General features: G+C 37.6%; 28 protein-coding genes. 9 read left to right on the top strand and 19 right to left on the bottom strand.

The features are described 5' to 3' along the window. Window positions 1-72: 72 nt before the first annotated feature. From ftsY to rpmB, 4 genes are all read right to left on the bottom strand, one after another. Window positions 73-1,032 (bottom strand): signal recognition particle-docking protein FtsY, encoded by a 960-nt coding sequence (ftsY, locus tag CA2015_RS12910; protein ID WP_048642287.1) that lies wholly within the window; start codon window positions 1,030-1,032, stop codon window positions 73-75. Between the two features lie 89 nt (window positions 1,033-1,121). Beyond that, window positions 1,122-1,274 carry a DUF4295 domain-containing protein gene (locus CA2015_RS24600; protein WP_084011759.1) on the bottom strand — a complete coding sequence of 51 codons (153 nt, stop codon included), beginning with the start codon at window positions 1,272-1,274 and terminating at the stop codon, window positions 1,122-1,124. Between the two features lie 31 nt (window positions 1,275-1,305). Then, window positions 1,306-1,488, bottom strand: a complete 183-nt coding sequence (gene rpmG / locus CA2015_RS12905) for a 50S ribosomal protein L33 (protein WP_014020702.1) — start codon at window positions 1,486-1,488, stop codon at window positions 1,306-1,308. A 34-nt stretch (window positions 1,489-1,522) separates the two neighbouring features. Continuing rightward, a complete protein-coding gene (gene rpmB, locus CA2015_RS12900; protein ID WP_014020701.1) occupies window positions 1,523-1,765 on the bottom strand; it encodes a 50S ribosomal protein L28 in 243 nt (80 codons plus the stop codon). A 224-nt stretch (window positions 1,766-1,989) separates the two neighbouring features. On the opposite strand from rpmB, the gene rocD reads away from it, so the two are divergent. From rocD to CA2015_RS12875, 5 genes are all read left to right on the top strand, one after another. Next, on the top strand, window positions 1,990-3,267 hold the full coding sequence (gene rocD / locus CA2015_RS12895) for an ornithine--oxo-acid transaminase (RefSeq protein WP_048644505.1): 1,278 nt from the start codon (window positions 1,990-1,992) through the stop codon (window positions 3,265-3,267). A gap of 10 nt (window positions 3,268-3,277) precedes the next feature. Continuing rightward, entirely contained in the window at window positions 3,278-3,934 is a 657-nt protein-coding gene (locus tag CA2015_RS12890) for an HAD family hydrolase (protein WP_048642286.1), read from the top strand. Between the two features lie 84 nt (window positions 3,935-4,018). Further along, window positions 4,019-4,987, top strand: a complete 969-nt coding sequence (gene hemB, locus CA2015_RS12885; RefSeq protein WP_048642285.1) for a porphobilinogen synthase — start codon at window positions 4,019-4,021, stop codon at window positions 4,985-4,987. 499 nt (window positions 4,988-5,486) lie between these two features. Then, on the top strand, window positions 5,487-6,785 hold the full coding sequence (locus CA2015_RS12880; protein ID WP_048642284.1) for an ammonium transporter: 1,299 nt from the start codon (window positions 5,487-5,489) through the stop codon (window positions 6,783-6,785). Between the two features lie 104 nt (window positions 6,786-6,889). After that, window positions 6,890-8,059 carry a porin gene (locus tag CA2015_RS12875; protein WP_048642283.1) on the top strand — a complete coding sequence of 390 codons (1,170 nt, stop codon included), beginning with the start codon at window positions 6,890-6,892 and terminating at the stop codon, window positions 8,057-8,059. A gap of 149 nt (window positions 8,060-8,208) precedes the next feature. On the opposite strand, the gene CA2015_RS12870 is transcribed toward CA2015_RS12875, so the two are convergent. The 3 genes from CA2015_RS12870 to dnaK all read right to left on the bottom strand — a co-directional run bounded on the left by CA2015_RS12870 (window position 8,209) and on the right by dnaK (window position 14,310). Then, on the bottom strand, window positions 8,209-10,731 hold the full coding sequence (locus CA2015_RS12870; protein ID WP_169786481.1) for a PAS domain S-box protein: 2,523 nt from the start codon (window positions 10,729-10,731) through the stop codon (window positions 8,209-8,211). 994 nt (window positions 10,732-11,725) lie between these two features. Continuing rightward, window positions 11,726-12,100 (bottom strand): co-chaperone GroES, encoded by a 375-nt coding sequence (locus CA2015_RS12865; RefSeq protein WP_048642281.1) that lies wholly within the window; start codon window positions 12,098-12,100, stop codon window positions 11,726-11,728. 287 nt (window positions 12,101-12,387) lie between these two features. Beyond that, window positions 12,388-14,310, bottom strand: a complete 1,923-nt coding sequence (dnaK, locus tag CA2015_RS12860; protein ID WP_048642280.1) for a molecular chaperone DnaK — start codon at window positions 14,308-14,310, stop codon at window positions 12,388-12,390. Between the two features lie 196 nt (window positions 14,311-14,506). Here dnaK and CA2015_RS12855 point away from each other — a divergent pair, with 196 nt between their 5' ends. After that, on the top strand, window positions 14,507-15,301 hold the full coding sequence (locus CA2015_RS12855) for an MOSC domain-containing protein (protein ID WP_048642279.1): 795 nt from the start codon (window positions 14,507-14,509) through the stop codon (window positions 15,299-15,301). Window positions 15,302-15,457: 156 nt separating this feature from the next. Here CA2015_RS12855 and CA2015_RS12850 read toward each other — a convergent pair whose 3' ends face one another. The 6 genes from CA2015_RS12850 to CA2015_RS12825 form a co-directional block, all read right to left on the bottom strand. Further along, the gene (locus CA2015_RS12850; protein WP_048642278.1) at window positions 15,458-15,784 is read right to left on the bottom strand and encodes a nucleotide pyrophosphohydrolase; all 327 of its coding nucleotides are present in this window, start codon (window positions 15,782-15,784) and stop codon (window positions 15,458-15,460) included. A gap of 9 nt (window positions 15,785-15,793) precedes the next feature. Next, on the bottom strand, window positions 15,794-17,299 hold the full coding sequence (locus tag CA2015_RS12845) for an ATP-binding cassette domain-containing protein (protein ID WP_048642277.1): 1,506 nt from the start codon (window positions 17,297-17,299) through the stop codon (window positions 15,794-15,796). Between the two features lie 262 nt (window positions 17,300-17,561). Then, the gene (gene dtd / locus CA2015_RS12840; RefSeq protein WP_048642276.1) at window positions 17,562-18,014 is read right to left on the bottom strand and encodes a D-aminoacyl-tRNA deacylase; all 453 of its coding nucleotides are present in this window, start codon (window positions 18,012-18,014) and stop codon (window positions 17,562-17,564) included. Next, the gene (locus tag CA2015_RS12835; protein ID WP_048642275.1) at window positions 18,011-18,733 is read right to left on the bottom strand and encodes a Rossmann-fold NAD(P)-binding domain-containing protein; all 723 of its coding nucleotides are present in this window, start codon (window positions 18,731-18,733) and stop codon (window positions 18,011-18,013) included. Before CA2015_RS12835 ends, dtd begins: the two co-directional genes overlap by 4 nt. After that, a complete protein-coding gene (locus CA2015_RS12830) occupies window positions 18,730-19,146 on the bottom strand; it encodes a YkvA family protein (protein ID WP_048642274.1) in 417 nt (138 codons plus the stop codon). The genes CA2015_RS12835 and CA2015_RS12830 overlap by 4 nt, the downstream gene beginning before the upstream one ends. A gap of 28 nt (window positions 19,147-19,174) precedes the next feature. Beyond that, window positions 19,175-19,696, bottom strand: coding sequence for a DUF7935 family protein (locus CA2015_RS12825; RefSeq protein WP_048642273.1), 522 nt, complete (start codon window positions 19,694-19,696; stop codon window positions 19,175-19,177). Between the two features lie 112 nt (window positions 19,697-19,808). On the opposite strand from CA2015_RS12825, the gene CA2015_RS12820 reads away from it, so the two are divergent. Next, on the top strand, window positions 19,809-20,126 hold the full coding sequence (locus CA2015_RS12820; protein ID WP_048642272.1) for a HesB/IscA family protein: 318 nt from the start codon (window positions 19,809-19,811) through the stop codon (window positions 20,124-20,126). Window positions 20,127-20,144: 18 nt separating this feature from the next. On the opposite strand, the gene CA2015_RS12815 is transcribed toward CA2015_RS12820, so the two are convergent. Genes CA2015_RS12815 through CA2015_RS12800 form a run of 4 tightly spaced genes read right to left on the bottom strand, consistent with a single transcriptional unit; the run spans window position 20,145 to window position 22,756 of the window. After that, window positions 20,145-20,606 (bottom strand): DUF4268 domain-containing protein, encoded by a 462-nt coding sequence (locus tag CA2015_RS12815; protein WP_048642271.1) that lies wholly within the window; start codon window positions 20,604-20,606, stop codon window positions 20,145-20,147. Between the two features lie 9 nt (window positions 20,607-20,615). Then, window positions 20,616-20,981 carry a dihydroneopterin aldolase gene (folB, locus tag CA2015_RS12810; RefSeq protein WP_048642270.1) on the bottom strand — a complete coding sequence of 122 codons (366 nt, stop codon included), beginning with the start codon at window positions 20,979-20,981 and terminating at the stop codon, window positions 20,616-20,618. Continuing rightward, on the bottom strand, window positions 20,981-21,814 hold the full coding sequence (locus CA2015_RS12805) for a DivIVA domain-containing protein (protein WP_048642269.1): 834 nt from the start codon (window positions 21,812-21,814) through the stop codon (window positions 20,981-20,983). Before CA2015_RS12805 ends, folB begins: the two co-directional genes overlap by 1 nt. 33 nt (window positions 21,815-21,847) lie before the next feature. Continuing rightward, on the bottom strand, window positions 21,848-22,756 hold the full coding sequence (locus tag CA2015_RS12800) for a WD40 repeat domain-containing protein (RefSeq protein WP_048642268.1): 909 nt from the start codon (window positions 22,754-22,756) through the stop codon (window positions 21,848-21,850). A 43-nt stretch (window positions 22,757-22,799) separates the two neighbouring features. Between CA2015_RS12800 and CA2015_RS12795 the strand changes: the two genes are divergently transcribed. Then, the gene (locus CA2015_RS12795; RefSeq protein ID WP_048642267.1) at window positions 22,800-23,429 is read left to right on the top strand and encodes a 4'-phosphopantetheinyl transferase family protein; all 630 of its coding nucleotides are present in this window, start codon (window positions 22,800-22,802) and stop codon (window positions 23,427-23,429) included. A 39-nt stretch (window positions 23,430-23,468) separates the two neighbouring features. After that, window positions 23,469-24,044, top strand: a complete 576-nt coding sequence (locus CA2015_RS12790) for a redoxin family protein (RefSeq protein WP_048642266.1) — start codon at window positions 23,469-23,471, stop codon at window positions 24,042-24,044. 2 nt (window positions 24,045-24,046) lie between these two features. On the opposite strand, the gene CA2015_RS12785 is transcribed toward CA2015_RS12790, so the two are convergent. Together CA2015_RS12785 and CA2015_RS12780 are read right to left on the bottom strand one after the other, a co-directional pair. Continuing rightward, entirely contained in the window at window positions 24,047-24,883 is an 837-nt protein-coding gene (locus tag CA2015_RS12785) for a transglutaminase-like domain-containing protein (RefSeq protein ID WP_048644504.1), read from the bottom strand. Between the two features lie 124 nt (window positions 24,884-25,007). Further along, a complete protein-coding gene (locus CA2015_RS12780) occupies window positions 25,008-25,808 on the bottom strand; it encodes an N-acetylmuramoyl-L-alanine amidase family protein (protein WP_048642265.1) in 801 nt (266 codons plus the stop codon). Between the last annotated feature and the right edge of the window lie 14 nt (window positions 25,809-25,822).

The raw sequence follows: 25,822 nt of genomic DNA, 5'->3' as shown, positions 1-25,822 counted from the left end.
TATTATTAATCCTAACTCAAGCACCCTCCAATGTCCTAAATCAAAGTTCCGCCGTTATTTTATTTAAAAATATTACTGTTTTTTTCGGAACAATGAATCAACAAATTCTTTCCTATTAAAAACCTGTAAGTCACTCATCTTCTCCCCTACACCTATGTATTTCACTGGTATTTTAAATTGGTCCGAGATTCCAATTACCACTCCACCCTTGGCTGTACCGTCTAATTTGGTAATAGCAAGCGCACTAATTTCAGTTGCTTTCGTGAATTCCTTGGCTTGAATAAAAGCATTCTGACCTGTAGACCCATCAAGAACCAGTAAAATTTCATGTGGAGCATCTGGGATAAACTTTTGCATCACTCTTTTGATTTTAGTAAGCTCGTTCATTAAGTTTACTTTGGTATGCAATCTTCCCGCGGTATCTACAATTACCACATCAGCCTTCATTTCTACGGCCTTTTTGACAGTATCAAATGCTACCGAAGCTGGGTCTGTATTCATTCCATGCGAAATAACAGGGACGTCTACGCGCTCTCCCCAAAGGATCAACTGATCCACTGCTGCGGCCCTAAAAGTATCAGCAGCACCAAGTACAACCGACTTGCCTGCTTGCTTAAATTGATGGGCCAATTTTCCAATAGTAGTGGTTTTCCCTACACCATTGACTCCTACCACCATAATAACGTAAGGTTTTTTGTCGGTAGGAAGATCAAAACTACCAAGATCTTGAGTATTGTTCTCTTCTAACAAGCCGGCAATCTCCTCCCTAAGCAAGACATCAAGTTCTCCGGTGCTTATATATTTATCTCTAGCAACCCTTTCCTCGATTCGTTGGATGATTTTAATGGTAGTATCTACCCCAACATCGGATGTGATAAGAATCTCTTCTAACTCATCCAAAATGTCTTCATCCACTTTAGACTTGCCTACAATGGCTTTTCCTAGTTTTGAAAATAGGTTATCGCTGGATTTTTCCAGTCCCTTATCTAAACTTTCTTTTTTCTCTTTAGAAAAAAAATCAAATATTCCCATAATTTTTTAAATCTGAGACGAATATACGCAAAAATCCCTTTCGGATGGAACCGAAAGGGATAGTAAAAGTTTTGTATGCCTTGAAAACCTTATTTCTTCAGGATTTCCTGAACCATTTGGCTTGGCACCATTTCTTCTTTAAAGGTATAAGCTCCAGTTTTTTCAGATCTAACTGCCTTAATTACCTTGGCATAAGTCACGCCACCTTCTTTTTTCAGTGTTGCTACTACTTTCTTAGCCATAATATTATCGTTTTACCCTTGGGTTGTGTGATTACTTGATTTCCTTGTGAACAGTCACCTTTTTCAAGATGGGGTTGAATTTCTTAAGTTCCAACCTTTCTGTAGTGTTTTTTCTGTTCTTAGTAGTGATGTACCGAGAAGTCCCGGGCATTCCACTTGTTTTATGTTCAGTGCACTCTAAAATCACCTGAACTCTATTACCTTTCTTAGCCATTTCCTGTTATTTTAATATTGGTGTGAGGCAAGTCTTATTTAATAATAATCTCTCCTTTTTTCTGCGCCTCTTTTAATACAGCGCTGATTCCTTTTTTATTTATCGTTCTCAAAGCTGAGGACGACACCTTTAAAGTGATCCATGCGTCTTCTTCAGGGATATAAAAGCTCTTCTTATGCAGGTTAGGGTAAAATCTACGCTTAGTTTTATTATTGGCGTGTGATACGTTATTTCCTACCTGAGGCCTTTTTCCAGTAATGTCACAAATTTTTGCCATGATATATATGTATCCAGTAATGATTGACTTTTTTCAATTGGGTTTGCAAATATCGGAAGATTTCATTAAATAACAAAAGTGTACCCCATAATTATTTAATAAATCCCTGCGCTCCAAGTTTTTGGTTTTGATTAATGATTCCAAAACCCTTTTATTATATTTGCCAAACAGTGCAATTGTGCTGCAAATATATATTTAAATTGAACAAAAAAAAGGAATCCAGAATGAAGAAAATCAGCTCAAGTCAGGAAGCCATTCAGCTAGAAAATAAATTTGGTGCACACAATTACCACCCCTTGCCAGTGGTCCTTAGTAAAGGCGAAGGGGTTTACCTTTGGGATGTAGAAGGTAAAAAATACTACGATTTTCTCTCTGCGTATTCTGCTGTAAATCAAGGACATTGCCATCCTAAAATAAAAAATGCTCTTGTAGAACAAGCCGGAACACTCACCTTAACATCAAGGGCATTTTACAATGACACACTAGGGCCTTATGAGGAATACATCACCTCCTATTTCGGTTTTGACAAAGTACTCCCAATGAATACTGGAGCGGAAGCCGTAGAGACAGCCATCAAGATTGCTAGGAAATGGGGATACGATAAAAAAGCAGTACAACCACATCAAGCTAAAATAATTGTTGCCAAAGAAAATTTTCATGGTAGGACCACTACTATTGTTTCTTTTTCCACAGATGAGGATGCACGTAATAATTTTGGGCCTTATACACCAGGTTTTATACAAATCCCTTACAACGATCTGGAAGCACTCAGTGCGGTGCTAATCAATAATCCTGACACCGTCGGTTTTCTAATAGAACCGATCCAAGGGGAAGCAGGTGTAATCACCCCTAACCAAGACTATATTAAAGAAGCCAAAAAACTTTGCAAGGAACACAATGTATTGTTAATGGCAGACGAAATACAAACCGGCATAGCTAGAACAGGTTCTTTACTTGCCGTTTGTGGGAATTGCAGCTGTCAAGGACATTGCGAAAAACAAGACAGCTATGTAGAACCTGACATCCTAATTCTTGGAAAGGCACTTTCTGGTGGCTTTTTCCCTGTTTCTGCTGTACTTGCCAACAATACCATTATGGAGGTTATCCATCCCGGACAGCATGGGTCCACCTTTGGAGGTAACCCACTGGGCGCAAAAGTAGCCATCGCTGCATTGGAAGTCGTGAAAGACGAAAGATTAGCACAAAATGCCCGGCATTTGGGGGATTTATTTAGGAAACGCATGGAGCAGCTAATAAAGAAGACCCAACTCATCAAGCTCGTAAGAGGTCGTGGCTTATTAAATGCTATAGTGATCAATGACACTGCAGACAGTACAACTGCCTGGGACATTTGTGTCGGTTTAAAAGACAATGGACTCCTCGCCAAACCTACTCATGGAAATATTATCCGCTTTGCCCCTCCACTTGTAATGACTGAAGAAGAACTTCATGATTGCTGTGACATCATTGAACGCACAATTTTAAATTTTAAAAAATCCTGAAAAGCTAAAAATGAGAAACCAAGCGGTAATTTTTGATATGGATGGTGTGATTTGCCACACCAACCCCTTCCACTCTGAAGCCTTTAAAGTGTTTTTTGGAAAAAGGGGACTTAACCCCACTGAAGAAGAATTCGAAAAACACATGTACGGCAAAAGTAACAAGTACATTTTCAACCATTTCTTAGGAAGAGAAATTGTAGGGGAAGAATTCACAAACCTTGAAAATGAAAAAGAAGGCCTGTTTAGAGAAATATATGCAGACAATATTAAAACGATCCCAGAATTCCTTCCATTTCTCCAAGGATTAAAAAAAGAGGGGTACCGTACAGGTGTGGCTACTTCGGCACCGAGAGCCAATTTAGATCTCATCATGGGTCACCTGAAATTTTCACCTAATATGGAATCAATTTTAGCTAGTGAGAATGTTAAGAACCACAAGCCTGACCCTGAAGTCTACCTTACCTCCGCAAAATTACTGGATGTAAACCCTGCAAATTGTCTGGTTTTCGAAGATTCTTTTTCAGGGGTTTCTGCCGCCATCAACGCGGGGATGCAAGTGGTTGGGGTTCTCTCTTCACATGCCAAAGAAGATCTACCTCCTTGTCAGTTGTATATTAATGACTATTCAGAAATTGATCTACAAACTGTAGATCAACTTTTACAATAAGGAATACCTAATAAGCTCCCTTTTTAGTAGGAGAGTGATCAATTTTACCAATACTATTAAATACCTAACCTTAAAACAAAAGCCATGTTGAGAAGGCCCAGAAGAAATAGAAAATCTCCAGCTATTCGTGCGTTGATTGAAGAAACTAGACTGTCTGTCAAAGATTTTATTCTACCATTGTTTTTAATTGATGGAATCAACCAGAAGGTACCCGTAAAGTCTATGCCTGGAATATATCGGTATTCCTTGGATCAAATGTTAATAGAAATTGAAAGCTGCCTTAAATTAGGCATCACTACCTTTGATATTTTCCCAGCATATACTGAAGATAAAAAAGATCGATGGGCTACAGAAAGCCATCGAGAAGACACCTTTTACTTAAAAGCACTCTTTACCATTAAGCAAACTTTCCCGGAAGCATGCGTTATGACGGATGTAGCCATGGATCCCTATAGTATAGATGGACATGACGGACTTGTCGAGAATGGGAAAATACTGAACGATGAAACCCTGGAAATTTTAGGGAAAATGACTCTTGCCCAAGCAAGGGCTGGTGCAGACATAATAGGCCCATCCGACATGATGGATGGACGAGTAGGCTATTTGAGAAGATTACTTGATAAAAATGGTTTCCAAGACGTATCGATTATGTCTTATACAGCAAAGTACGCAAGCGCTTTTTACAACCCTTTCCGAGATGCACTAGACTCTGCCCCTAAAGCTGGAGACAAAAAAACCTACCAAATGGATCCTTCAAATAGCCAGGAGGCTTTGATTGAAGGCCAATTGGATTTTGATGAAGGCGCAGATTTTCTAATGGTGAAGCCGGCCCTAGCCTATTTAGACATCATTAAACTATTGCATGACCAGTTTCCCCTCCCAATAGCAGCTTATAACGTAAGTGGTGAATATGCCATGATCAAAGCTTCTGCTACCAATGGCTGGCTGGATGGCGAAAGGGCAATGACTGAGTCATTACTTAGTATAAAAAGAGCCGGAGCAAAAGTCATTCTCACCTACTTTGCCAAAGAATTTGCCCTCCTACAACAATAACATATGTTTTAAAATCAATAACAAATCCCTACTTTCATTGCAAAACAGCTATTAAAAACGGAATTAAAATTCTTAATAGTTAAAGTTATTGCAATTATTTTAAAAAAATAGGAAAATAAATTTTTTATTGGAATAATACCAATCTCCTGGACGGTACTGAACACTTAAAAACCATCACTTATTCAAAATAGGTGATGGTTTTTTTATTATAAATCCATTATATGTATCGCAGAAAACAAACATTACCACTTATATATTCTATACAACTCGTTTTTTACAAATATTAGTATTGAAAAATATAAGGTGTAAATATTACCCTTGAATACATTTTAAAACATAATAAATCTATTTTTAAGGTACATTTTAACCCTTGTTTTGTAAATTTTACACTTATCAGGATTAAATTAGTTGTTTTTTTGACTATTAATTGTCTAAATTTGTATCGAATTAAAATTGAAAGTAAAAATTCAACCTGTAACACATTAATTCTTTGGAATCTATGAAAAACATTTTACCACCTTTATTACAAGTCAGTTCTAGTGGAGTTGACTATGCCGACGCAATCGCTCAGAACCTCCTTACAACAAACAATGTTTGGATGATGCTGGCTACGGCTCTTGTATTCATTATGCACCTTGGGTTTGCCGGTGTAGAAGCTGGTTTTGGCCAGGCAAAAAATACTGTTAATATTCTTTTTAAAAATACAGTAACACCTATTATAGGTATTTTGTCTTATGGCTTACTTGGCTTTTTCCTAATGTACCCTGGATTTGACGTTCCAGGTTGGTTTGGTTTTGACAGTGCCGGATGGAGCATGTTCTGGTTTAGCCCTGCAAGTGCAGATGTTAGCACTGAATATGCAGACGCTGGATACACTTACTGGACAGACTTTCTTTTTCAAGCCATGTTTGCTGCTACTGCCGCTACAATTGTATCAGGCGCTATTGCAGAGAGAGTTAAGCTTTGGGCTTATCTAATTTTCACAGTGATCTTTGTTGGAATGGTTTATCCAATAATTGGTAGCTGGAAATGGGGCGGAGGAGCTCTTGACGCCATGGGCTTTTATGATTTCGCAGGTTCAACTTTGGTTCATTCTGTAGGTGGCTGGGGAGCATTAGCTGGGGTTATTATGGTAGGTCCTCGTATAGGTAAATATGTAAATGGTAAAACAATAGAAAAGCCAGGATCAAGTGTTCCTTTGGCAGTGATTGGTGTTTTCCTACTTTGGTTAGGTTGGTTTGGATTTAATGGAGGCTCTGTTCTTTCTGCTGATCCTGGATTAGTGTCTTTCGTACTTGTAACAACATCTCTTGCGGCTTGTGCAGGTGGACTAGGAGGTTTTTTCGCTGCCTATATCGCTTTCAAACGACTTGATTTAGGGATGGTATTGAACGGGATCCTCGCTGGACTAGTTGGTATAACAGCAGGCGCTGATGTTATCAATCCCATATACGCACTATTGATAGGCTTTATTGCAGGTATACTTGTGGTATTGTCAGCAATCTTACTTGACAAATTAAAACTTGATGATGTGGTTGGTGCTGTTTCTGTCCACCTTACTTGCGGTATTTGGGGAACCTTAGCAGTTGGTATTTTCTCTAACAATCCTGAGCACACCGTTTTAACTCAACTAATAGGTATCCTTATCTGTGGCGTGGTAGCCTTCTTTTCTGCCCTTGCTATCTTTTTCGTATTGAAGAAGACAATAGGAATAAGAGTATCTGAAGAACATGAGATATCCGGACTTGATAGTCATGAGCACGGTATCAGAGGTTACACTATCGTTTATGACGAATAGATTTCAATAAAAACTTTAACCAGGGTCCTGCGATTCTAAGCACAAACTAGAAGAGCAGGCACCCATTGGTTCTAATTATATTTTCAAATTCAATCAAAATACAGATGAAAAGATTTTATACAATATTAACAATCCTATTTTTATTGCCAGTTACATTTATCTTGGCTCAGGAGACAGAAGAAACCCAATCAAAATTTGCACTTTCAGGCTCAGTAGACGCCTACTTTAGAAGTAATTTAAATGCACCGAACAAGGGTGATGCTGCGCAGGCTCCTGCCACTTCATTTGCCAACTTATCTGGATTTTCATTGGGAATGGCAAATGTAATTGCCACTTATGAAGGTGAAAAAGTCGGTTTTGTTGCTGATTTGGTTTTCGGACCTAGAGGTGAAGATGCCGTTTTCGGATCTCCGCTTTACGCTGGTGGAATGGCCGGTAGTTCTCAAATTGTAAACCAACTTTACATGTACTACAATGTAAGTGATGCGGTTACTTTCACGCTTGGTAATTTCAACACTTATTTAGGCTATGAAGTTATTTCTCCAACTGGAAACTTCAACTACTCCACTTCTTATATGTTTTCATATGGACCATTCTCGCATACAGGACTAAAAGCTGACTTCCAGCTTTCTGACAACTGGTCTTTAATGGCTGCTATCATGAATCCTACAGATATGACGGAATTCAACTTTTATGGTTCTTACACATTTGGTGGGCAACTGGGTTATTCTACTGATGCAGGTGGAACATACTTAAACGTATTGTATGGAGACCAAGATGGAAAACTAGATATGAACACTTTACCTTCTTTCGGTCCAAGCTCTATGGGAAACACTTTTCAAATCGACCTTACAGCTGGTTATGACGTCACAGAAACCTTGTATCTAGGACTTAACACTACCTATAACACTACCGCTGCTGGCCAAATGTATAGTGGTACATCTATACAGGATGCCACAGGAGATGGATATGGTTTTTATGGAGTTGCTGGATACTTACAATTTGCCACTTCTGATAAATTTTCCCTTGGAGCAAGAGGAGAATATTTCAAAGTATTCAATGATGGACTTGATGGTGTTGTTGGTTTAAATACAGTTGGTGATGGCAGAGTGGTAGCAGGCACCCTTTCTGGAAACATCAAAATCACAGATAACTTTACCATTATCCCAGAAACTAGACTGGATATGATGTCTGATAATTTCTTTATCAACAATGATTACCAAAGCTCTAAAAATTTAGCTTCATTCTTAGTCGCAGGTGTATTCTCCTTCTAATCTAAGATAAGAGATAAAACTTCAAGCATACATAAAAAAAGCCATGGTTAACAATGTTACCATGGCTTTTTTTATGCTTTTATTTTTCAGCAGATGAATGCAAATAACTGCTCTGTTCTCAACTTTTATCACTTAACATCAAAGTGTTATTAAATTTTATCATCTTTAAGAAGAAACACGCTAAATAACGTCCCTTCTCCTACTTTACTTTCCACACTCACACTTCCGCCGATACTCTCAATTTGATTTTTAGTGATAAATAAGCCTATTCCTCTAGAGTCCTTATGTCTGTGAAAAGTCTTGTACATACCAAACAAAGATCCTCCATTTTTTTTAAGGTCAATTCCTAAACCATTGTCTTCAAATTGAATTTCAACTGTATCTTCGTGAAATTTTAGGCGAACTTTTAAATAACTATCTCTTTCTTGCGACTTGTACTTAATCCCATTCGTGACAAAATTTAGCACTATACTTTCAATATATGCCGAAAAACCTGACACATGCACTTCACTTTTCACTTCATTTATTATCTCCACTCCTTCCTGCATGGCGATAGGGTAAACACTCTCAATCGTTTTATTTATAATATTAGACAATTCTACACGCTCCAATTCCGCAGTCTCATTTAAGTTTATGTTTACTATTTCAGTTAAGTGTTCAATGGTTTCTGAAAGATTGACTCCTCCTTTTTTAAGTAAACCAATAATCTCCATGTCAAATAAATTTGGGTGCTCAAATTCCAATAACTCAAGTAACATGTTCATTCCTGAAGAGTGTGACCTTAAGTTATGAGAAACTATGTGAGCGAAATTTTTCAAGCGATCATTTTGTTTCTGTGTTGTTTGGAGAAGCGTAGAAATTTGGTTTTGCGCATTTTTTAAGGCCGTGATATCTATAAGTTGTGAGATAAAATACAAGATTTTATTATTGGTATCTTTCACAACCGAAACGACCAAAATGGCAGAAACTTCATGCCCCATTTTATGAACATACCTTTTCTGCACCTGATAGGTCTGCCTCTTACCGGCTATTACCTCTTTAAGGAAAGCTAGATCAGAAGCCAAATCATCAGGATGGGTTATGTCTTGGAAAGTCAGTTCTTGAAATTCTGACTTACTGTATCCAATCATATCACAGATTTTGTCATTGACATTAAGCCATTTCCCTTCTATAGACACGATGGCCATTCCAATCCCCGCATTCTCAAAATTCCTTTGAAAGGCATTTAAAGAAATCGCTAGCTTTTCGCTCACAATTTTATTTTCTGTAACATCCTCAGTATACATGATTATACCTCCAATATTGTTTTCCTCATCATACCAAGGCTTCACTTCCCAAGACAACCACTGAACAGTACCATCATCTTTTACAAATTTATCCTCTTTTTTACTTCTGGTTGCACCCGCAAGACATTCCCTATGGATTCTTTTCCAATCCTCACCTATCTCAGGAAAAACTTCATAGTGAGACTGCCCTATCACAGACTGGTCTTCAATATCATTGTCTGACATCCATTTTTCGGAGACTGCCAGGTATTTAACTTCCCTATCAAACATTGCTATTGCAATAGGTGCCTGTGAAATAAAAATAGCTTGTTTTTGGACCTTTAACTTTGAGAAATTAATGTCCTGATGGGTTCCAAACATTATTTTTGGCTCACCATCATCTGTGTAGGATATTACCTTCCCCCTTGCATGAATCCACCTGCTGGATCCATCCTTATGCCTCATTTTGAATTCACATTCATAATAATCGGTTTTCCCCTCAAAACAGGCTTGCAAATTAGATTCTGCAACTTTTAAACCCTCAGGATCCATTAAGTTTACCCAAGTTTGAAAATTAAGAGGTTCTAATTCACTTACTTTATACCCGAGAATTTCCGCCCACCTATCATTAAAGATGGTCTCACCAGTTTGAACGTTCCACTCCCAAATGCCCAAATTAGTACCTTGTACTGCATATTTAAACTTTTCTTGTTCAGCAGCCCAATTTAACTGAGCAATTTTTTTACTATGTATATCCTGAAAAGTCCCAAAAACCCTTACTGGTTTTCCATCAATAAATTCTGCCTGACCAATTGCTCTTACCCACTTTTCTTTTTTGGTATAGGTAATTAATATTAGATCAAGCTCATAAGATTCTCCTGTCTTTAAAGTATTATCAAATGCCTTCTTAATAGCCTCTCGACTTTTCCCTTCTTTATAAAAGTCAAGTGCTTCTTCCATCGATGGCACATAATCATCGGGCACTTCATGAATAAGACGGGTAACCGCACTCCATTCCGGTAAATTATTCTCGAGATCGATGCTCCAATACCCAATCTTAGATTTGAGGTTACATTGGTGATGAAAACTCTCCTTCTCTATAGCTTCAGTTAAGTTCTCAATAAAAAAAATAAATTCACTTGCTTTCTCTGCATTGGAATCAGGAAGGCCAAACCCATTTAGCTTCAAAGTCATTACCTTTCCATTCATCGAGTGAAGCTTAATCGTATAATTTTGAATGGCCTCAGATTCGGCTCTCTCTAAAAAAGCAATTAAAAGTTCTTTTTCTCCAATCTTCATTAAATTAAATAGACCAGGAAACAGCCCACTATCTTCAGAAAAACCAAGTGTAGCCAACATGTCCTCATTACATTCGGCATTCCATTCCTCCTCTTTTGTAAAACTCAATATTCCTTCATTAAAGTGAGATTTTAAAAAATTCAGGAGATCAGTTTTTGGGATTTTTTCAAAAATAGATGGGTTAATCATTTTCTTCAATTAAAGTTTTTCTAGGATAAAAATTTAACTGCAATAGAACAAGCAATCTCAATAGACCGCACTCTCGGGTCAAACTATATTAGACGTTTTTATAAATCTAATTAGTTAAGAAACAAGTACTCAGTGTAGTCGCATTTTGGTGATAAAATCCCCATTAAACTACAAATTAATCTGGTTTAACACTCAATAAATCTGAAAAATTGTAAAGAAAGCATAAAAGGAAATGCAAAATACAAATTTTTTGAGAGGGAAATTGTAAACAACCCTGCTTTGTAAAACCCATAGATCAATAAACCCTTAAACCAAGAAAATTGTTAACAAAACTTCAAAAAGCTCATTTATCTAAGTTTTAATAATGAATTGAACGCCTAATTTTATTTGTCCTAAGAAAATTGCTTTAACCCGAAATAGGCAATAGACATTCTATTACGTGCTGAAATCGCTTTAAAATCAGCCACTTCGTTGCTGTTTTCAATTTCACCATAGCGGTGCTATGCTAAAATATCCAAACAGCCTGATTTTCTTGCGATTGCAACACTTCCCGCAAACACGGGACAGGCTTCACCCCTGACTATTGTCAGGACGGAGAAATCCTATTACATAATCCGGGTTTAACTCACTACTCACCTACCAGGTACCCCTTTTCACAAGTCAATAAAGCTGGACAAAAAAAAGTGGATCCACCAATAAAGGCAAGACCCACTTAACTAAAATATTTGACTTGAAACACGACACAATGTTCGTATTTATCGATTCCTACCAAGCTTTACTCTGAATAAATTAAACTCAGTTACAAAATGGCTTATTTTAAAGTGATCTCTGTCAACAACTAATTGTCCTTTTTCAGAAATAAACACTTATCGCAATAGATACTGAAAGGCATAATTTACTTAATTAGTCTGTTCTAAAGCTCTTCTTCTCTTTCCAACATTAAAATGGCACTTTGAGGGACAATAAAATATTTCTCCCCTTCATACATAACTTCAAAGGCACCATTCAAAAGAAAAATGGCTAAATCTCCCTCTTTTGCCTGCAAAGGAATGTATTTAACATTTTCGGCCTGGTCTTTCCATGGCTCGTCATCTTCTACAGGTAAAGGAATCGGATATCCTGGTCCAGCTTTAATAATATAGCCTTGTTGAACTTTATCTTTTTCCTGAACTCCAGGAGGTAAATAAAGCCCACTGGATGTTTTTTGGTTTGGCTTTTTTAATTTTATCAAAAGCCGATCGCCAACAATAATCAGTTTTTTAAGTTTGTTTTCGGATGTTAACTGCATGCCGGTATTTATTTAACGCTAATAGTATGGAAATAAAAATCCTCTTTAAGCAATAGGTCACTAATCAAGAAACGTAGTCCTATAAAACAGACTAATACGAAACTAAACCTTAGCACCAGATTGACAAAGCTTAAAATTGTGCCGAAATGACTGCCTCTAAAGCAATTTCGACCTTTAATAGATTGGTTATTGTTTAGGAAATAAACCTAAGGTACAATAAAAACAATGGCATCTCCGACAACCGAAGACACCATTATTTTTAACTTATTCTATATAAATGAAGAATATTATTTCTTATCTTCTTCATTTACCTCTTCGTAATCAACATCTGAAACACCGTCACCTGAAGCGTCTTCAGTTGCCGCATCAGGTCCTGGCTGACCAGCTCCACCTTCTGCACCTTGAGTAGCATTGTACATCTCCTGAGAAGCTGCACTCCATGCTGTATTTAAGGCTTCCATTCCAGATTCAATTCCTGCTAGATCTTGACTTTGATGTGCAGCTTTAAGCTGTTCCAAAGCACCAGAAACTGCGGTTTTGTTTCCTTCAGACAATTTGTCTCCAAACTCTTTAAGTTGTTTCTCTGTTTGGAAAATCAAACTATCAGCCTGGTTGATTTTATCGATTTTTTCTTTCTCCTCTTTATCCGTAGCAGCATTTGCTTCGGCTTCTTTTTTCATTCTTTCGATTTCCTCCTCTGTCAATCCAGAAGAAGCTTCAATTTTGATCTTTTGCTCTTTACCAGTTCCTTTGTCTTTGGCAGACACATTAAGGATACCATTGGCATCTATATCAAAAGTTACTTCAATTTGAGGAACTCCTCTTGGAGAAGGCGGGATATCTGACAACTGAAATCTTCCGATTGTTCTATTGTCTTTGGCCATCGATCTTTCCCCTTGAAGGACATGAATGTCCACTGCTGGCTGATTGTCAGCTGCAGTTGAGAAAACCTCAGATTTTTTAGTTGGAATAGTTGAGTTAGACTCAATCAATTTGGTAAATACACCACCCATTGTTTCTATACCCAAAGAAAGAGGTGTTACATCAAGCAAAAGAACATCTTTCACTTCTCCTGTAAGTACTCCACCTTGAATTGCTGCACCAATAGCAACAACCTCATCTGGATTTACACCTTTAGAAGGTTTCTTACCGAAGAATTTCTCAACTTCCTCTTGAATCTTAGGAATCCTTGTGGATCCACCTACAAGTATTACTTCATCAATGTCTGAAGGAGACATAGAAGCATCAGCCATTGCTTTACGGACAGGCTCCATAGATCTTTTTACAAGACTATCTGACAATTGCTCAAATTTAGCTCTTGACAAACTTCTCACCAAGTGCTTAGGTCCAGTCTGTGTAGCAGTAATATAAGGCAAATTGATTTCCGTTGCAGAAGAACTTGAAAGTTCAATCTTAGCTTTCTCAGCAGCTTCTTTTAATCTCTGAAGTGCCATTGGATCATTTTTAAGATCAATGTCCTCCTCTGATTTAAATTCACTTGCAAGCCAGTCGATTATCACTTGATCAAAGTCATCACCACCTAAGTGAACATCACCGTTAGTAGATTTAACTTCAAATACACCGTCACCTAATTCCAATACAGAAATATCGAATGTACCTCCACCAAGGTCAAATACAGCAATTTTCATGTCTGCATTTTTCTTGTCTAAACCATATGCCAATGCCGCGGCAGTAGGCTCATTGATGATCCTTTTCACTTCAAGACCCGCAATTTGACCGGCTTCTTTTGTAGCTTGTCTTTCTGAATCATTGAAATAGGCCGGAACTGTAATAACAGCCTCTGTCACTTCCTGACCTAAGAAATCTTCTGCAGTTGATTTCATTTTTTGAAGAATCATTGCAGAAAGTTCTTGTGCAGTATAAGACCTGTCACCAATTTTGATAGCCACAGTGTCATTTGGTCCTTTTTCTACCTTATAAGACGCATGCTTTTTGTCATCTGAAATCTCAGAATATTTTTTCCCCATAAACCTCTTAACAGAAGAAATGGTATTTGCTGGGTTGGTAATTGCCTGACGTTTAGCAGGGTCTCCAACTTTTCTTTCGCCGTTTCCATTATCCAAAAATGCCACTATAGAGGGGGTGGTTCTTCTTCCTTCACTGTTCTGAATGACCACTGGTTCATTACCTTCCATTACAGCGACGCATGAGTTGGTAGTACCCAAATCAATACCGATAATTTTTCCCATAATTATATAAATTTTGTCGTTTTCGTTTTAAACACAAAACTACTATAACAACCAATGTGCCAAGTGAATTATTCGTGAAATTAATGCCACATTGTCATAAATTATGACAGGTTATCTTTATAAATGTCAATTTTTCGCATAATATTGCACTAGTAGCAACCGACATCAACAAGACAAGCCAACCTTTTCAATCAAAATGAAAATCTCACAAATCAACATTTACCCAATCAAATCTCTGGGTGGAATAAATTTAATCGATGCCAATGTAGAAGTTTCCGGTTTTCAATATGATAGAAACTGGATGCTTGTAGATCAGAATGGGAAATTTCTCACCCAACGTACCCTACCCGAAATGGCACTACTACAGGTAGCCCTAGGGAAAGACCATCTCCTTGTGTATCACAGCCTAAAAACTAGTGAAAGGATTAAAATACCTATTGATGAGCTTTCTGGTGAAAAGATTAAAAGTAATGTCTGGGACGATGCCGTAACCACAATCCATGTTTCTGCTGAAGTCGACAAGTGGTTTTCAAGCCAGCTAAATGTCAATTGTCATTTAGTAAAAATGGACCTGGAAAATAAAAGGTATATCGAAAACAAGTACAGCTTTAACAATGAGCATGTGAGCTTTGCAGACAGTATGCCATTTCTCCTTATTGGTCAATCCTCACTGGACGATCTAAATAGCAAACTGAAAGAACCACTGCCAATGACAAGGTTCCGTCCAAATATAGTTTTTACGGGTGGGCAGGCTTTCGCTGAAGATGATTGGAAAGACATTCAAATAGGTCAGCTAAGGTTTAGAGTCACAAAACCTTGCGCAAGATGCGTAATGACAACAATTAACCAAGAAACAGGAACAAAAGGCAAGGAGCCATTAAAGACTTTGGCACAATACAGAAATGTCGGTGGGAAGATATTATTTGGCCAAAACCTTATCGCTTTGGATAAGGGAATAATTGCTGTAGGGGAGGAAATAAAACCATATTGACGCTTACTTTCAATCCCTATTTAAACCAACTGTGAAGAAATTTTCGTCCCTCAACAGAGGAACGATGCAATCGATAGTAAAATCATGCAGTTTGAAATTATCAACCCGAAATCGCATGGTCTATAAACTATTTCGGAAATCAAAACGCCCTGCCAATCATTTCAGTTTCTCGTTGTTCTTATGCCTATCCTTGTCCCTCTTGTTTTTTTTCTCAAAATTTCTTTCAAAAGCTTTATTAAGGTCTATTCCTGTTTGATTGGCCAGACAAAGCAATACCCATAAAACATCTGCCATTTCATCACCCAAATCGACCTCTTTGTCACTTTCTTTAAAGGATTGTTCTCCATACTTCCGTGACATAATTCGTGCTACCTCTCCCACCTCTTCTGTCAAAATAGCCATATTGGTCAACTCACTAAAATACCTTACTCCTGTGGTATTAATCCATTCGTCTACTTGCTTTTGTGCTTCTTCTATGGTCATTGGTTCTACTTATTTAATTGCTTTTCCTTGTTTTAATTTAAGTGTATGCCCTATACAGTCTGGGATATCCTCGTTATAATGACTTACAAGAAGCAAAGTCAAGTTCGTTTCTTTACAGAAAAACTCGATAGTAGACTTGAACCTACTTCTTTGCTCTTCATCCATGCCTTGGGAGGCCTCATCAAGAACTAACAAAGCTGGAGATTTAATCATGGCCCTGGCCAAAAGACAAAACCGTTGCTCTTCCAGACTTACCTGGCTCAACCTCAATTCACTCAAATGAGACAATCTAAAAGCTTCAAGCCATTTATCCACAATTACTTCTTGGTCTTTGTTTAGTTTTTTAAACAGTCCCATTGTATCAAAAAAACCAGAAGCCACCACCTTTTTACAAGTTTGGTTGGCGGGAAAATACCGGGCCAATTCTGCAGAAACAAAACCAATGGGACGCTTAATATCCCATATACTCTCCCCAGTACCTCTTCTCCTACCAAAAAGGGAAATATCATTGGCGTAAGCTTGAGGGTTTTCACCAAGCACTATACTAATTAGGGTTGATTTCCCTGCACCATTATGGCCTTTTATCAGCCATTTTTCACCATGCAACACTTGCCAAGAGAGGTTATCAAGTAATTTTTTTTGACCGTATTTGATGGTCACATTACTCATTTTTATAATTTCCTGACCTGAGTAAGCCGCTCCAAGGCCCTCCAATAATCCATCAAAAACCTCAGGAGAAAAATCAAACATTGAAAAGGCCTCATTTTCCAAGGGGATAAGGCTATCCCTATCCTCAACCACTGCTAACTTCCCTCCACTTATCCAGGCAATCTTATCAACGGACTCAGGAACTTCCCTAGCAGAAGATGTCATGATAATCTGAACTCCTGATTTTTGGATGGACTTGAGTATCCCTTCAAAACTAGCCCTCGTTTCCACATCCAGTCCCACCAAAGGCATATCTATTAATAACAGCTTTGGATTTTTCAACAAGGCTTGTGCCATTGCCAACCTTCTGGACTCCCCATTGGAAAGTTTTATTAAGGATTTATTTTTCAATTCTTCAAGGCCAAATAGTTGAATAACATTAGGAAGATCCCATTTTCCTTCTCCCTTTATTTCCACTTCACTAAGAAATGCGGCTACAGTTGCCGTATCCTCAGATTCAGCACTATTGAAACGTTGTTGGTAATAAAAGCTTTGCTGGCTGGATTTGTTCCGAAAGGTGTATTTCTGGGAAACCAAGGCAATCAGATCTCTAAAGCTATTGATCACTCCTAGGTCCCGTTGTTTTACCTGGTATTCAGCAGCAAATGGCCATTCAATACTCCCCTCTACCAAAGTAGTCCTGCCCAAAAGTGTTTCTAGAAACAAGGTTCGTTCTTTCCCTGAATCCCCTAAAATCGCCCAAGATTCTCCATTTTGAACTGTGAAATTTAAATTTTTGAACACGGTTTTCCCAAGAGACTGAACTGTAGCTTCTTTGATTTCTAAAAACACATTCTTATTCTTCATTCTATATTTTTTTGCTTAAATGGAAACCCCTAAATCTTACTGGACAAACATTAAACCCCATCCATGCTGTCAGCTATTCTGGATTGAAGAGAATATCAATTTTTCCTGATTTAATGGTGATAACTCTTGGCTCCTAAGCAATCGGTTTCTGCAAAGGAATGATAAAGGAAAGGGTTAAGGTTAATTTTTAATGACCAGGCCCTAATCAAAGACTTGACCTGATTACACAACCATAAAATATTTTTTTGAGAAAGGGGCTAATTTACACCTTGTTTTTTGAATCTAGGATAATTGTAACCGGCCCATCATTTATTAAGGAAACCTGCATATCAGCACCAAACTCTCCGGTGGAGACAGGCTTCTTCAACTGATTGGTCATCTCTTCTATAAATTGTTCGTAAAGCGGAATAGCGACTTCAGGCCTAGCGGCCTTGATATAAGAAGGCCTATTTCCTTTTTTAGTACTAGCATGAAGAGTAAATTGACTTACAATCAAAACATCACCATCTCTTTCCAAAATACTCTCGTTCATGACCCCTTGCTGATCAGTAAAGATTCTCATATTTACTACCTTTCTACATATCCAAGAAATATCCTCGGAGGTATCTGCTGTTTCTATACCTAAAAGTAGTAACAAACCTGGGCCAATCGCTGATTTTTCATTGGCATCAATGCTCACCGAAGCCTTTTTTACTCTTTGTAATACTACAATCATTGTGTCATTTTATGCATCTCAGAAGACGTGATGGTCTCATTTCCTGTGAGATTTAAGTTCAGCGCTTTTTGCACCATAGCTTTGGCTACCTGATGATCATAAATCGGTTTATACTTACTAAAGAGCCCAAAGAAGGTAACAAACTTCATGACTACTTTACCTATTTCCTCCCCAGGCCTGTTTTCATTTCTTTCTCCTAATAATATGGAAGGCTGAAAAATACCAACATAATTAAAATCCATTCGCTTTAAACCATTTTCAACCTCACCCTTTACTTTATTATAAAGAATTGCTGATTGAGCATCCGCTCCAATGGCACTTACATACATGAATTTACTAGCTCCTAACCTCAAACTCATTCTTGCAAAATCCAGAACATAATCATGGTCTATTCGTCGAAAATTCTCTTTAGACCCCGCCTTTTTAATGGTAGTTCCTAAGGCGCTAAAAGCGATAATCGATGTAGAGGTCTCACTAAGTCCCTTTAATAAGGATCGCTTATCACCACCCATATTCTGCTTCCTAACTTCTTCTTCCAGGTCGACTTTATCCAAATGTTCAAAATCAACCTTTACCTGAACCAGTTTTTGATGTTTAAGGGCTAATTCCCTTCTTCCGAAGGTCACGACCCAATCAATGGCTTCATTCTTAAAAAGCTGATGGAGAAGTTGTATCCCCACCAAACCGGAAGCACCGGAAACAAAAGCGATGTGACTCATAAATCCTGATTTTTTTCCCAGTCTAAAAATTTCTCTATGTCCGATTGAAGGCTTTTGAAAATAGCGAGCAAAACAGTTATATCATCCACATAACCTACAAAGGGAATAAAATCCGGCACTAGGTCAGTGGGAAGTGCAAAATAAAACAAGCCAAGGACTAACAAACCCAATGACCTATTTGACAGGCCTGAATATTTCTTGCTCATATGGGCCTTAATCATTCTTATGAAAATTTCAACTTGAAATTTGACTTGTGCAAAAGTTGGGTTTTGAGAAAGTTCTTGCCACTTTCTATTTACTTTCACTAGCAAACTGCTCAGCTTTTTCTCGGTACCCGCAATGTGCTCAGCCCTGTTTAGGTATATGGCTTTAACCTTCTCAAAGAGGCTTTGACCTGATGTATAACTGTCCATGTGAATTTATTGCTTTTTAGTGTTTAGGTCAGTAGTAAATGCGTATTTCATCTTTGATTTTTTTTAGGGCGACTCCTATGCTATCCTGATCTGTTTCCATTGCGAGTTGAAATATTTTTTTTGACAACTCAAGACTCCTTTCATCCTGACTTACTTGCTGGTAAGCTTGGTTGATAAGTGAAATGGTTTGCTCCACAGCGGAACGCAAAGTCTCCCACGAATCATCTGTGAAATACACTTGTTGAGACAAATTATGATTGAACTCATTTCTAATTTCTTGAATCAACAGACTATGTAATTCTCCAGCCAGCATGTCAGGCCCATTTACCCTTCTTATAAGGTTGTTTGGAGAGATTCTTTCCAACAATAAGCAGAGCCTTTCACCGGCTTGAATTCGCAAAGGAATAATCTGTTCAGAATTTTTGGATTTGATATCCAACCATTTCATCTCTTTTTCCTTCTTCAAAAATGATACCGTAATAATAAACATTCCATAAATGACCAGGCCTGCAGGAATAATTATTTTTAATAGTTCAAATAGGTAATCCATGTTCAAAGGTTTTAATTGGCAATATCTAAAATAATGTCATGTTTTACTATGCACCAATTGTTTTTCTGTTTTAATTTTGGAACCATTAACCATGCTACTTCCTTAATCCCACATGTTGACTCCAATAAAAATTACGGCCAAGGCTCTCGAAGAGATCAAATCCATTATGACCACCAAGAATATACCTGTCGAATATTCCTTAAGAATAGGTGTAAAGGGTGGGGGCTGTGGTGGCGTTTCCTATGCATTGGGTTTTGATCTGACGAAGGATGGTGACCAGGAATTTGAAATTGGAGGATTGCCAGTACTAATAGAAAAAAAACATGTGATGTTCCTGATGGGTATGCAGGTGGATTTTCACGAAAGCAATGAAGCGAGAGGGTTTGTGTTTACCAATCCTGATCTGCCCAAAAGACACGACAAGCAGTAAATAGTTCTATTAAAAGGATTAGACCAATCCTTCAAAACCATATTTCATATTTGCCCAGAAGGCATCAATTGCAACTATCCGCGGCTTTAGAAAGGAGATGATTTTTGGCCAATCATCTTTTCTCATCACGTTTACTCCTGTAATGGTTTTTTCCACTTTGCTTGACAGCTCTCCCCATTCGTTTGGCGAATCGGAAGTCCACTCCCACTCTTCCCCTACTTCTTGTTGAAAAATTCTTTTGAAAGTAATCAATTGATCGAACAATAAACCTCTGATTTCCTCATCCGGATGTTGAACTTCTATGGAAATGGAGGCAAAATCTCGTTCTGCTTTCATCCTAAAATACATGTGCTTCACACCTGTTTTATAGTTTTTCCAGTTGATTTTTGATCCATCAGCATTGGGCACAGGCTTCATATATTGACCAAAAGTAGTCCAAAAATCTTGTCTGGTTTTCTTGATTTCATGTTTCGTGTACATAAAACGACTTTATTGAAAATCTCTAGGGTAAACCACCTCTACAACAGAAAAATTAACTACCCCACCAAGGGCAGGATTATGTTTTTTTATTATCACCTGAATTTCATAACTTTCAGGATAGGCTTTTAAAATATCTTTGATCATTAAATACCCTAAATGTTCCAACAACTTCACCGGAACCTGCATATGAGCTTTAGCTATTTGGTAAAGCTTAAAATAATCAACAGTGTATTTGAGGTCATCCGTACGCATAGCTTCCTTGAAATCGGTGTGTACATGCATATCAACCGTAAAGCGATTGCCTAATTTCTTTTCTTCGGAGAACACCCCATGAAAGGCGTGAAATTCAATCCCCTCGAGTGATACTTTTCCCATTATTCAAATTGGTCAAAAAATGAACCCGATTGGTCCTTGTTTTTATTCTTAGGCAAAGTGGTATGCTCCTCACTTGGCTTTTCCATTTCTTCAGTATCTATCTCCTTAGCCGCTTCAGCTTCCGGAGTCGGGATACTTTCAATTTCAGTTTGAACACTTTCTTTCTCCGGTTCCGCTTGATTTTTAGGTTGCTCCCAAATGTATGTATTTCCAGAAGGAACTGGTTTTGATACTTCTTTTTCAGAAGAATTGTTATGTTTTTCCTTCCGTTGAAGTTCTTTGACCAAGCGGGTATGGATACCAGAATCTATTTCTGTGAATCCCTCCTGCGCTGCTCTAACGTTCTCTAAGGTCTCGGAAGCAGTACGTTTTAAATTCTTTAATAAATAATCTCTTTGGTCTAGTAATTTTTCATAATTCTCTACCAATAGATTGACATCCTCTTTAAGGTCTTCAATAATATTTTTGGATTGTGATTCTGCTTGATCTATCAGGCTTCTTGCATTCCCTTTTGATTCTGCATGAAGCGCATCGGCATTCATCTGCGCCTCTTTTAAAATTAATTCTGCTGTTTTATTCGCTTGTTCAATAATGCTAGCGCCAGTGTCTTCTGCTGTTTTCAATGTTTTGAAAAGCGACTGTTCCACTTCCCTTAATTTGGAAGCTTCTTTTTCAGCATGCTCATACTTTACCTTGAGCGCATTTTTCTCTTCTACAAGCTTTTCCCATTCTTGAGACAAATAGCTTAAGAAGGTTGAAACTTCATCTTTATCATAGCCTCTGAAATTTTTTTCGAAGGTCTTTTGACGGATATCTAATGGTGTAATTTTCATTTCTTCCTCATTTAGCCGATCTATGATCGGAAGTTATTGACCAATATTTATCTCCCAAACAGAAACAGTATGATCATCACTGATGGCTACTACTTGATCTTTAATCCACAAAACTTTATTGATGGAGGTTCCATGACCTACATACCTTGCCTTATCTATTACTTTCAACAATTTGAATGCCTCAGAATCCCAAATTTTCATTGATTTGTCCATACTACAAGTCACAAAATACTTACCATCCTCTCTAAAGGAAAGGTAATTGATTGCATACATATGTGCAGCAATATTCCGTAGCTCTTCAAAATTCGAAGGATCCCAAAACTTAAGTTGAGCATCTCTTCCTCCACTTACAAGCATTTTTCCATCAGGGCTGTAAGACAAGGCAAACACTGATTTTATATGTCCCTGCAATTTCGCTAATGGTTTCCAATTTTCTAAATCAAAAACTTTTACCATATTATCGCTGGCACCTACACTTATCTGACGCTTATCTGGAGAAACTGCCAATACGCGTAAAGACTGGTCACTGATTTTAATATGGCGAACAATAGATCTTTCGTCTATATCCAAAACCACCAACACCCCATCCCCTGTGGCTACCAACAATAAATTATCAATTACTTTTATATCAAAAATGGAATGGGAAGTGATTTTTAGAGACCAAATCTCCTTTTTACTCTTTAGGTCGACAACATGAACCCCTTCATTATTCTGCCCAATAAATAGCAAATTTCTTTGTTCATCTACTTCCAAAGCATAGACTGAACTGGGCAATTTAGCCAATAAAAGCCCATCTCCAGGACGAGAAAGATCCCATTCCACCACCATCCCATCTCCTGACCCAGTGTATATAAGGTGGGGCAAGCAACCAATGGCAAGTGCAAAAACAGAATGATTATGACCTCTTAATGTGTTAAGTTTACTTACTTGAATATTTGACATATATTGCAAAACCTAATTACCACTCAGTTGCCTTTAAGTTACTATGTTAACAAAAATAGAAAAAATTAGCCCTTTATCTGCTTTTGCCATCAACAATATTAAATCCTCCGAAAACAGTTCCATGGACTTTTTAAGTTTCAGAGAAAAACTATCTCTGGCAAATATCGGCCATCCACAAAAAAGAAAAGAATGGAAGGCTGCAAGATTAGCCATAAAAAACACCTTGGACAACCTGGAATTACCTTACCCTGGCTTTTATAAAGATCAACATGGCAAATCTCACTCTATGGATGGAGCAGGACATGTTTCACTTACCCATCACGGTGATTGGGCTGCAGCAATATTTCACAAGGATATGCCTGTAGGAATTGACCTGGAAAGCGTCAGAGAAAAAACAGTGCCACTAGGGCCAAAATACCTTGATCCTTTAGAAATAGACTTTTTAGGCAAAGACCCCTTATTGTATACAATGGCTTGGTCGGTAAAAGAAAGCATCTTTAAATGCCAAGGAAAAAAAGGCATTAGCCTAAGACAGAATATTATTTTAGCCCCTTTCACAACAAACGATAAAATTGTTAATGGTAAAATACACGGCTCTGATTTTTCCGATCATTACTACCAAGTCGTGGTTCATTCAGAAAACGATATGGTTCTAACCTATACTGTTTGGTGATTTTTCTTATATTTATGATTGTCACTAAAACAACTAGAGATGAATAAGCTTTTTGGGTGTTTTCTATTTTGTATCCTTTGGGCTTCGGCCTTATACGGGCAAAAGATTTCCAATTTAGAAATGGTTGATGCTATTTCTGGTCAAGAATATTCCCTTGAGAAAAACAAGACCTCCAATGCCCAGGTTTTTATTTTTTACACACTCAAATGCCCTTATCCAAAACTATACAACACCAGAATAAAAGCTCTGAAAGAAAAATACGCCCAATCCAATATCTCATTTGCCTTGGTAAACCCTCATGCTGGCCAGGAAGATGAAAGCTTGGAAAAACTTAGTTCATTGGCATTTGCTAAAAACAACAAACTGCCATTCCTTATGGACACAGATCAGGCTTTTACCAAAATGACAGGAGTTAAAAAAATCCCTGAAGTAGTTATAATCACCTCAGGGCCTACCGGATATAGTGTGGCTTACAGAGGAGCCATTGACAACAACGCGCAAGCGATGGAAAGTGCAACTGTACATTATCTTGAAACTGCTTTGGATGACTTAATAAAAAGAGATCGCCCTAGTCCTACCATTACCAGAGCCGTTGGTTGCAATATTAGGTTTTAGCCTTAATTTTGGTTCACTATTTTTAGCATTTGACTGACCTCTCTGGATTTATCCAAATCCCCAATTTTTTCGAAGGAATAGATGAGGTTACGAATTACTCTTCTTATGATTTCAATGTTTCCGCATGGCTCATAGTATTCTGGCTTGGGGTCCAATTTCAAATGGTCTAGGTAATTATTTATATCTTGTTTAGTAAAAATAAGCCCCTTATTAAAGGCGTTGATATAAAATTTAAATTTACCTGATTGATAGGTCAACACGAAGAGGTTAGGCAAATTTACCCCATAAACTGGCAAGCCAAGTTTCTTGGCTACCAATAAATAAACGGAACAAAGGCTAATAGGATTCCCTTTTTTGGTTTCCAAAACCGTTTTGATCATGCTGTTCGAAGGACTATGAAAGTTTTTCGTGTTGGCGGAAAACTTCAAATCATTGAACATCACATTATTGATTAATTTTATTTTATCATAAACGGATAATTCGTTTTTGAAGTTAGTCCAAACATCAAAATAAATTTGCTGCATGAGGGCGTTGAGCTGTTCAAATTCCAGTTCCGGATAGAGGTAGGTATTGATAATCCACAGTCCTTCAAGTAACTCTTTCTCTTCAGAGTTTTTCCAATTGGTAAGCCTTTCCATAAGCAAGTTTAATTGCATGTCATGGACGATCTCTTCGATTTCTTTTTGCAATTCAGGATTAAATGAACCCTCCCACTTACTTTCAAGAAAAGGGATGATTTCATTGCCAAGAGAAATTATTTTACCTCTAACATGTTCTTTTATTTCCTGATCCCCATCATCCAACAAAGACACAAGAGCATTTAATTCTTTATCTGTCATCTGAATATTCATCTCTAATAAACCTCACAATTCTATTAACCAAATTTACCAAATTTCAGCAATATATTACAGGTGACATTCAATTTTGAAGGAATATTAAAGTGCTAACATGAAAAAATCTATATCAAATAGCTTCCAATTCTTCTTTATAAGCCTTTATCGCTCTAAATATCCCTGAAGCCACATAGGTTTGTCCACTTTTGCTATTTAGGTACTTTTCTTCTGAAGGATTTGAGAGAAAACCAGTTTCTATTAAGATGCTAGGCATACTGGTCGTCCACAAAACATAAAAGGGCGCTTGTTTTACACCTCTGGAATGTCTGTTAACTCGTGTTTTCAAATCGGTCTCAACTTTTTCTGCCAAGGAAAGACTATTGGCAAAGTATGCCTTTTGCATCAGGTTAAATACCATGTAGGATTCAGGGGATTTAGGATCAAACCCTTCATAGTTCTCTTGATAATCATCCTCTAATAAAATTACTGCATTCTCTCTTTTCACAATTTCAAAATTGGCATTGAAATTCCTACTCCCCATAACATAGGTCTCTGTACCGTAGGCATTGGGAGAAGAAATGGCATTACAATGAATCGAAACAAATAAATCTGCTCTATTTCTATTGGCAATGTTTGCCCGCTCTTTGAGTTCAATAAAAACATCAGTTTTCCGAGTATAGATGACCTCCACATCAGGTAGTAGCTCAGAAATATACCCCCCAACCTTCAGCGCAATCGCTAGAGCGACATCCTTTTCCTGCGAGGTTTTACCTATCGTCCCAGGATCTTTTCCCCCATGACCGGCATCAATAACTATCCTTCTTAATTTGAATTCTGCCTTTTCCTCAACAGGCGGAATAAATCCCACTGAAACACCTGTAATGAAGAGCAATGAAATTATAAGAATATTTTTCAACTTGGTTCGTTTCATAAACGTTAATAACC

The organism is Cyclobacterium amurskyense (assembly GCF_001050135.1).
In the GTDB taxonomy this organism is placed as follows: Bacteria; Bacteroidota; Bacteroidia; order Cytophagales; family Cyclobacteriaceae; genus Cyclobacterium; species Cyclobacterium amurskyense.
Note: the sequence above shows the minus strand (reverse complement) of the source record. Positions and strands in the feature narration are given on the sequence as shown.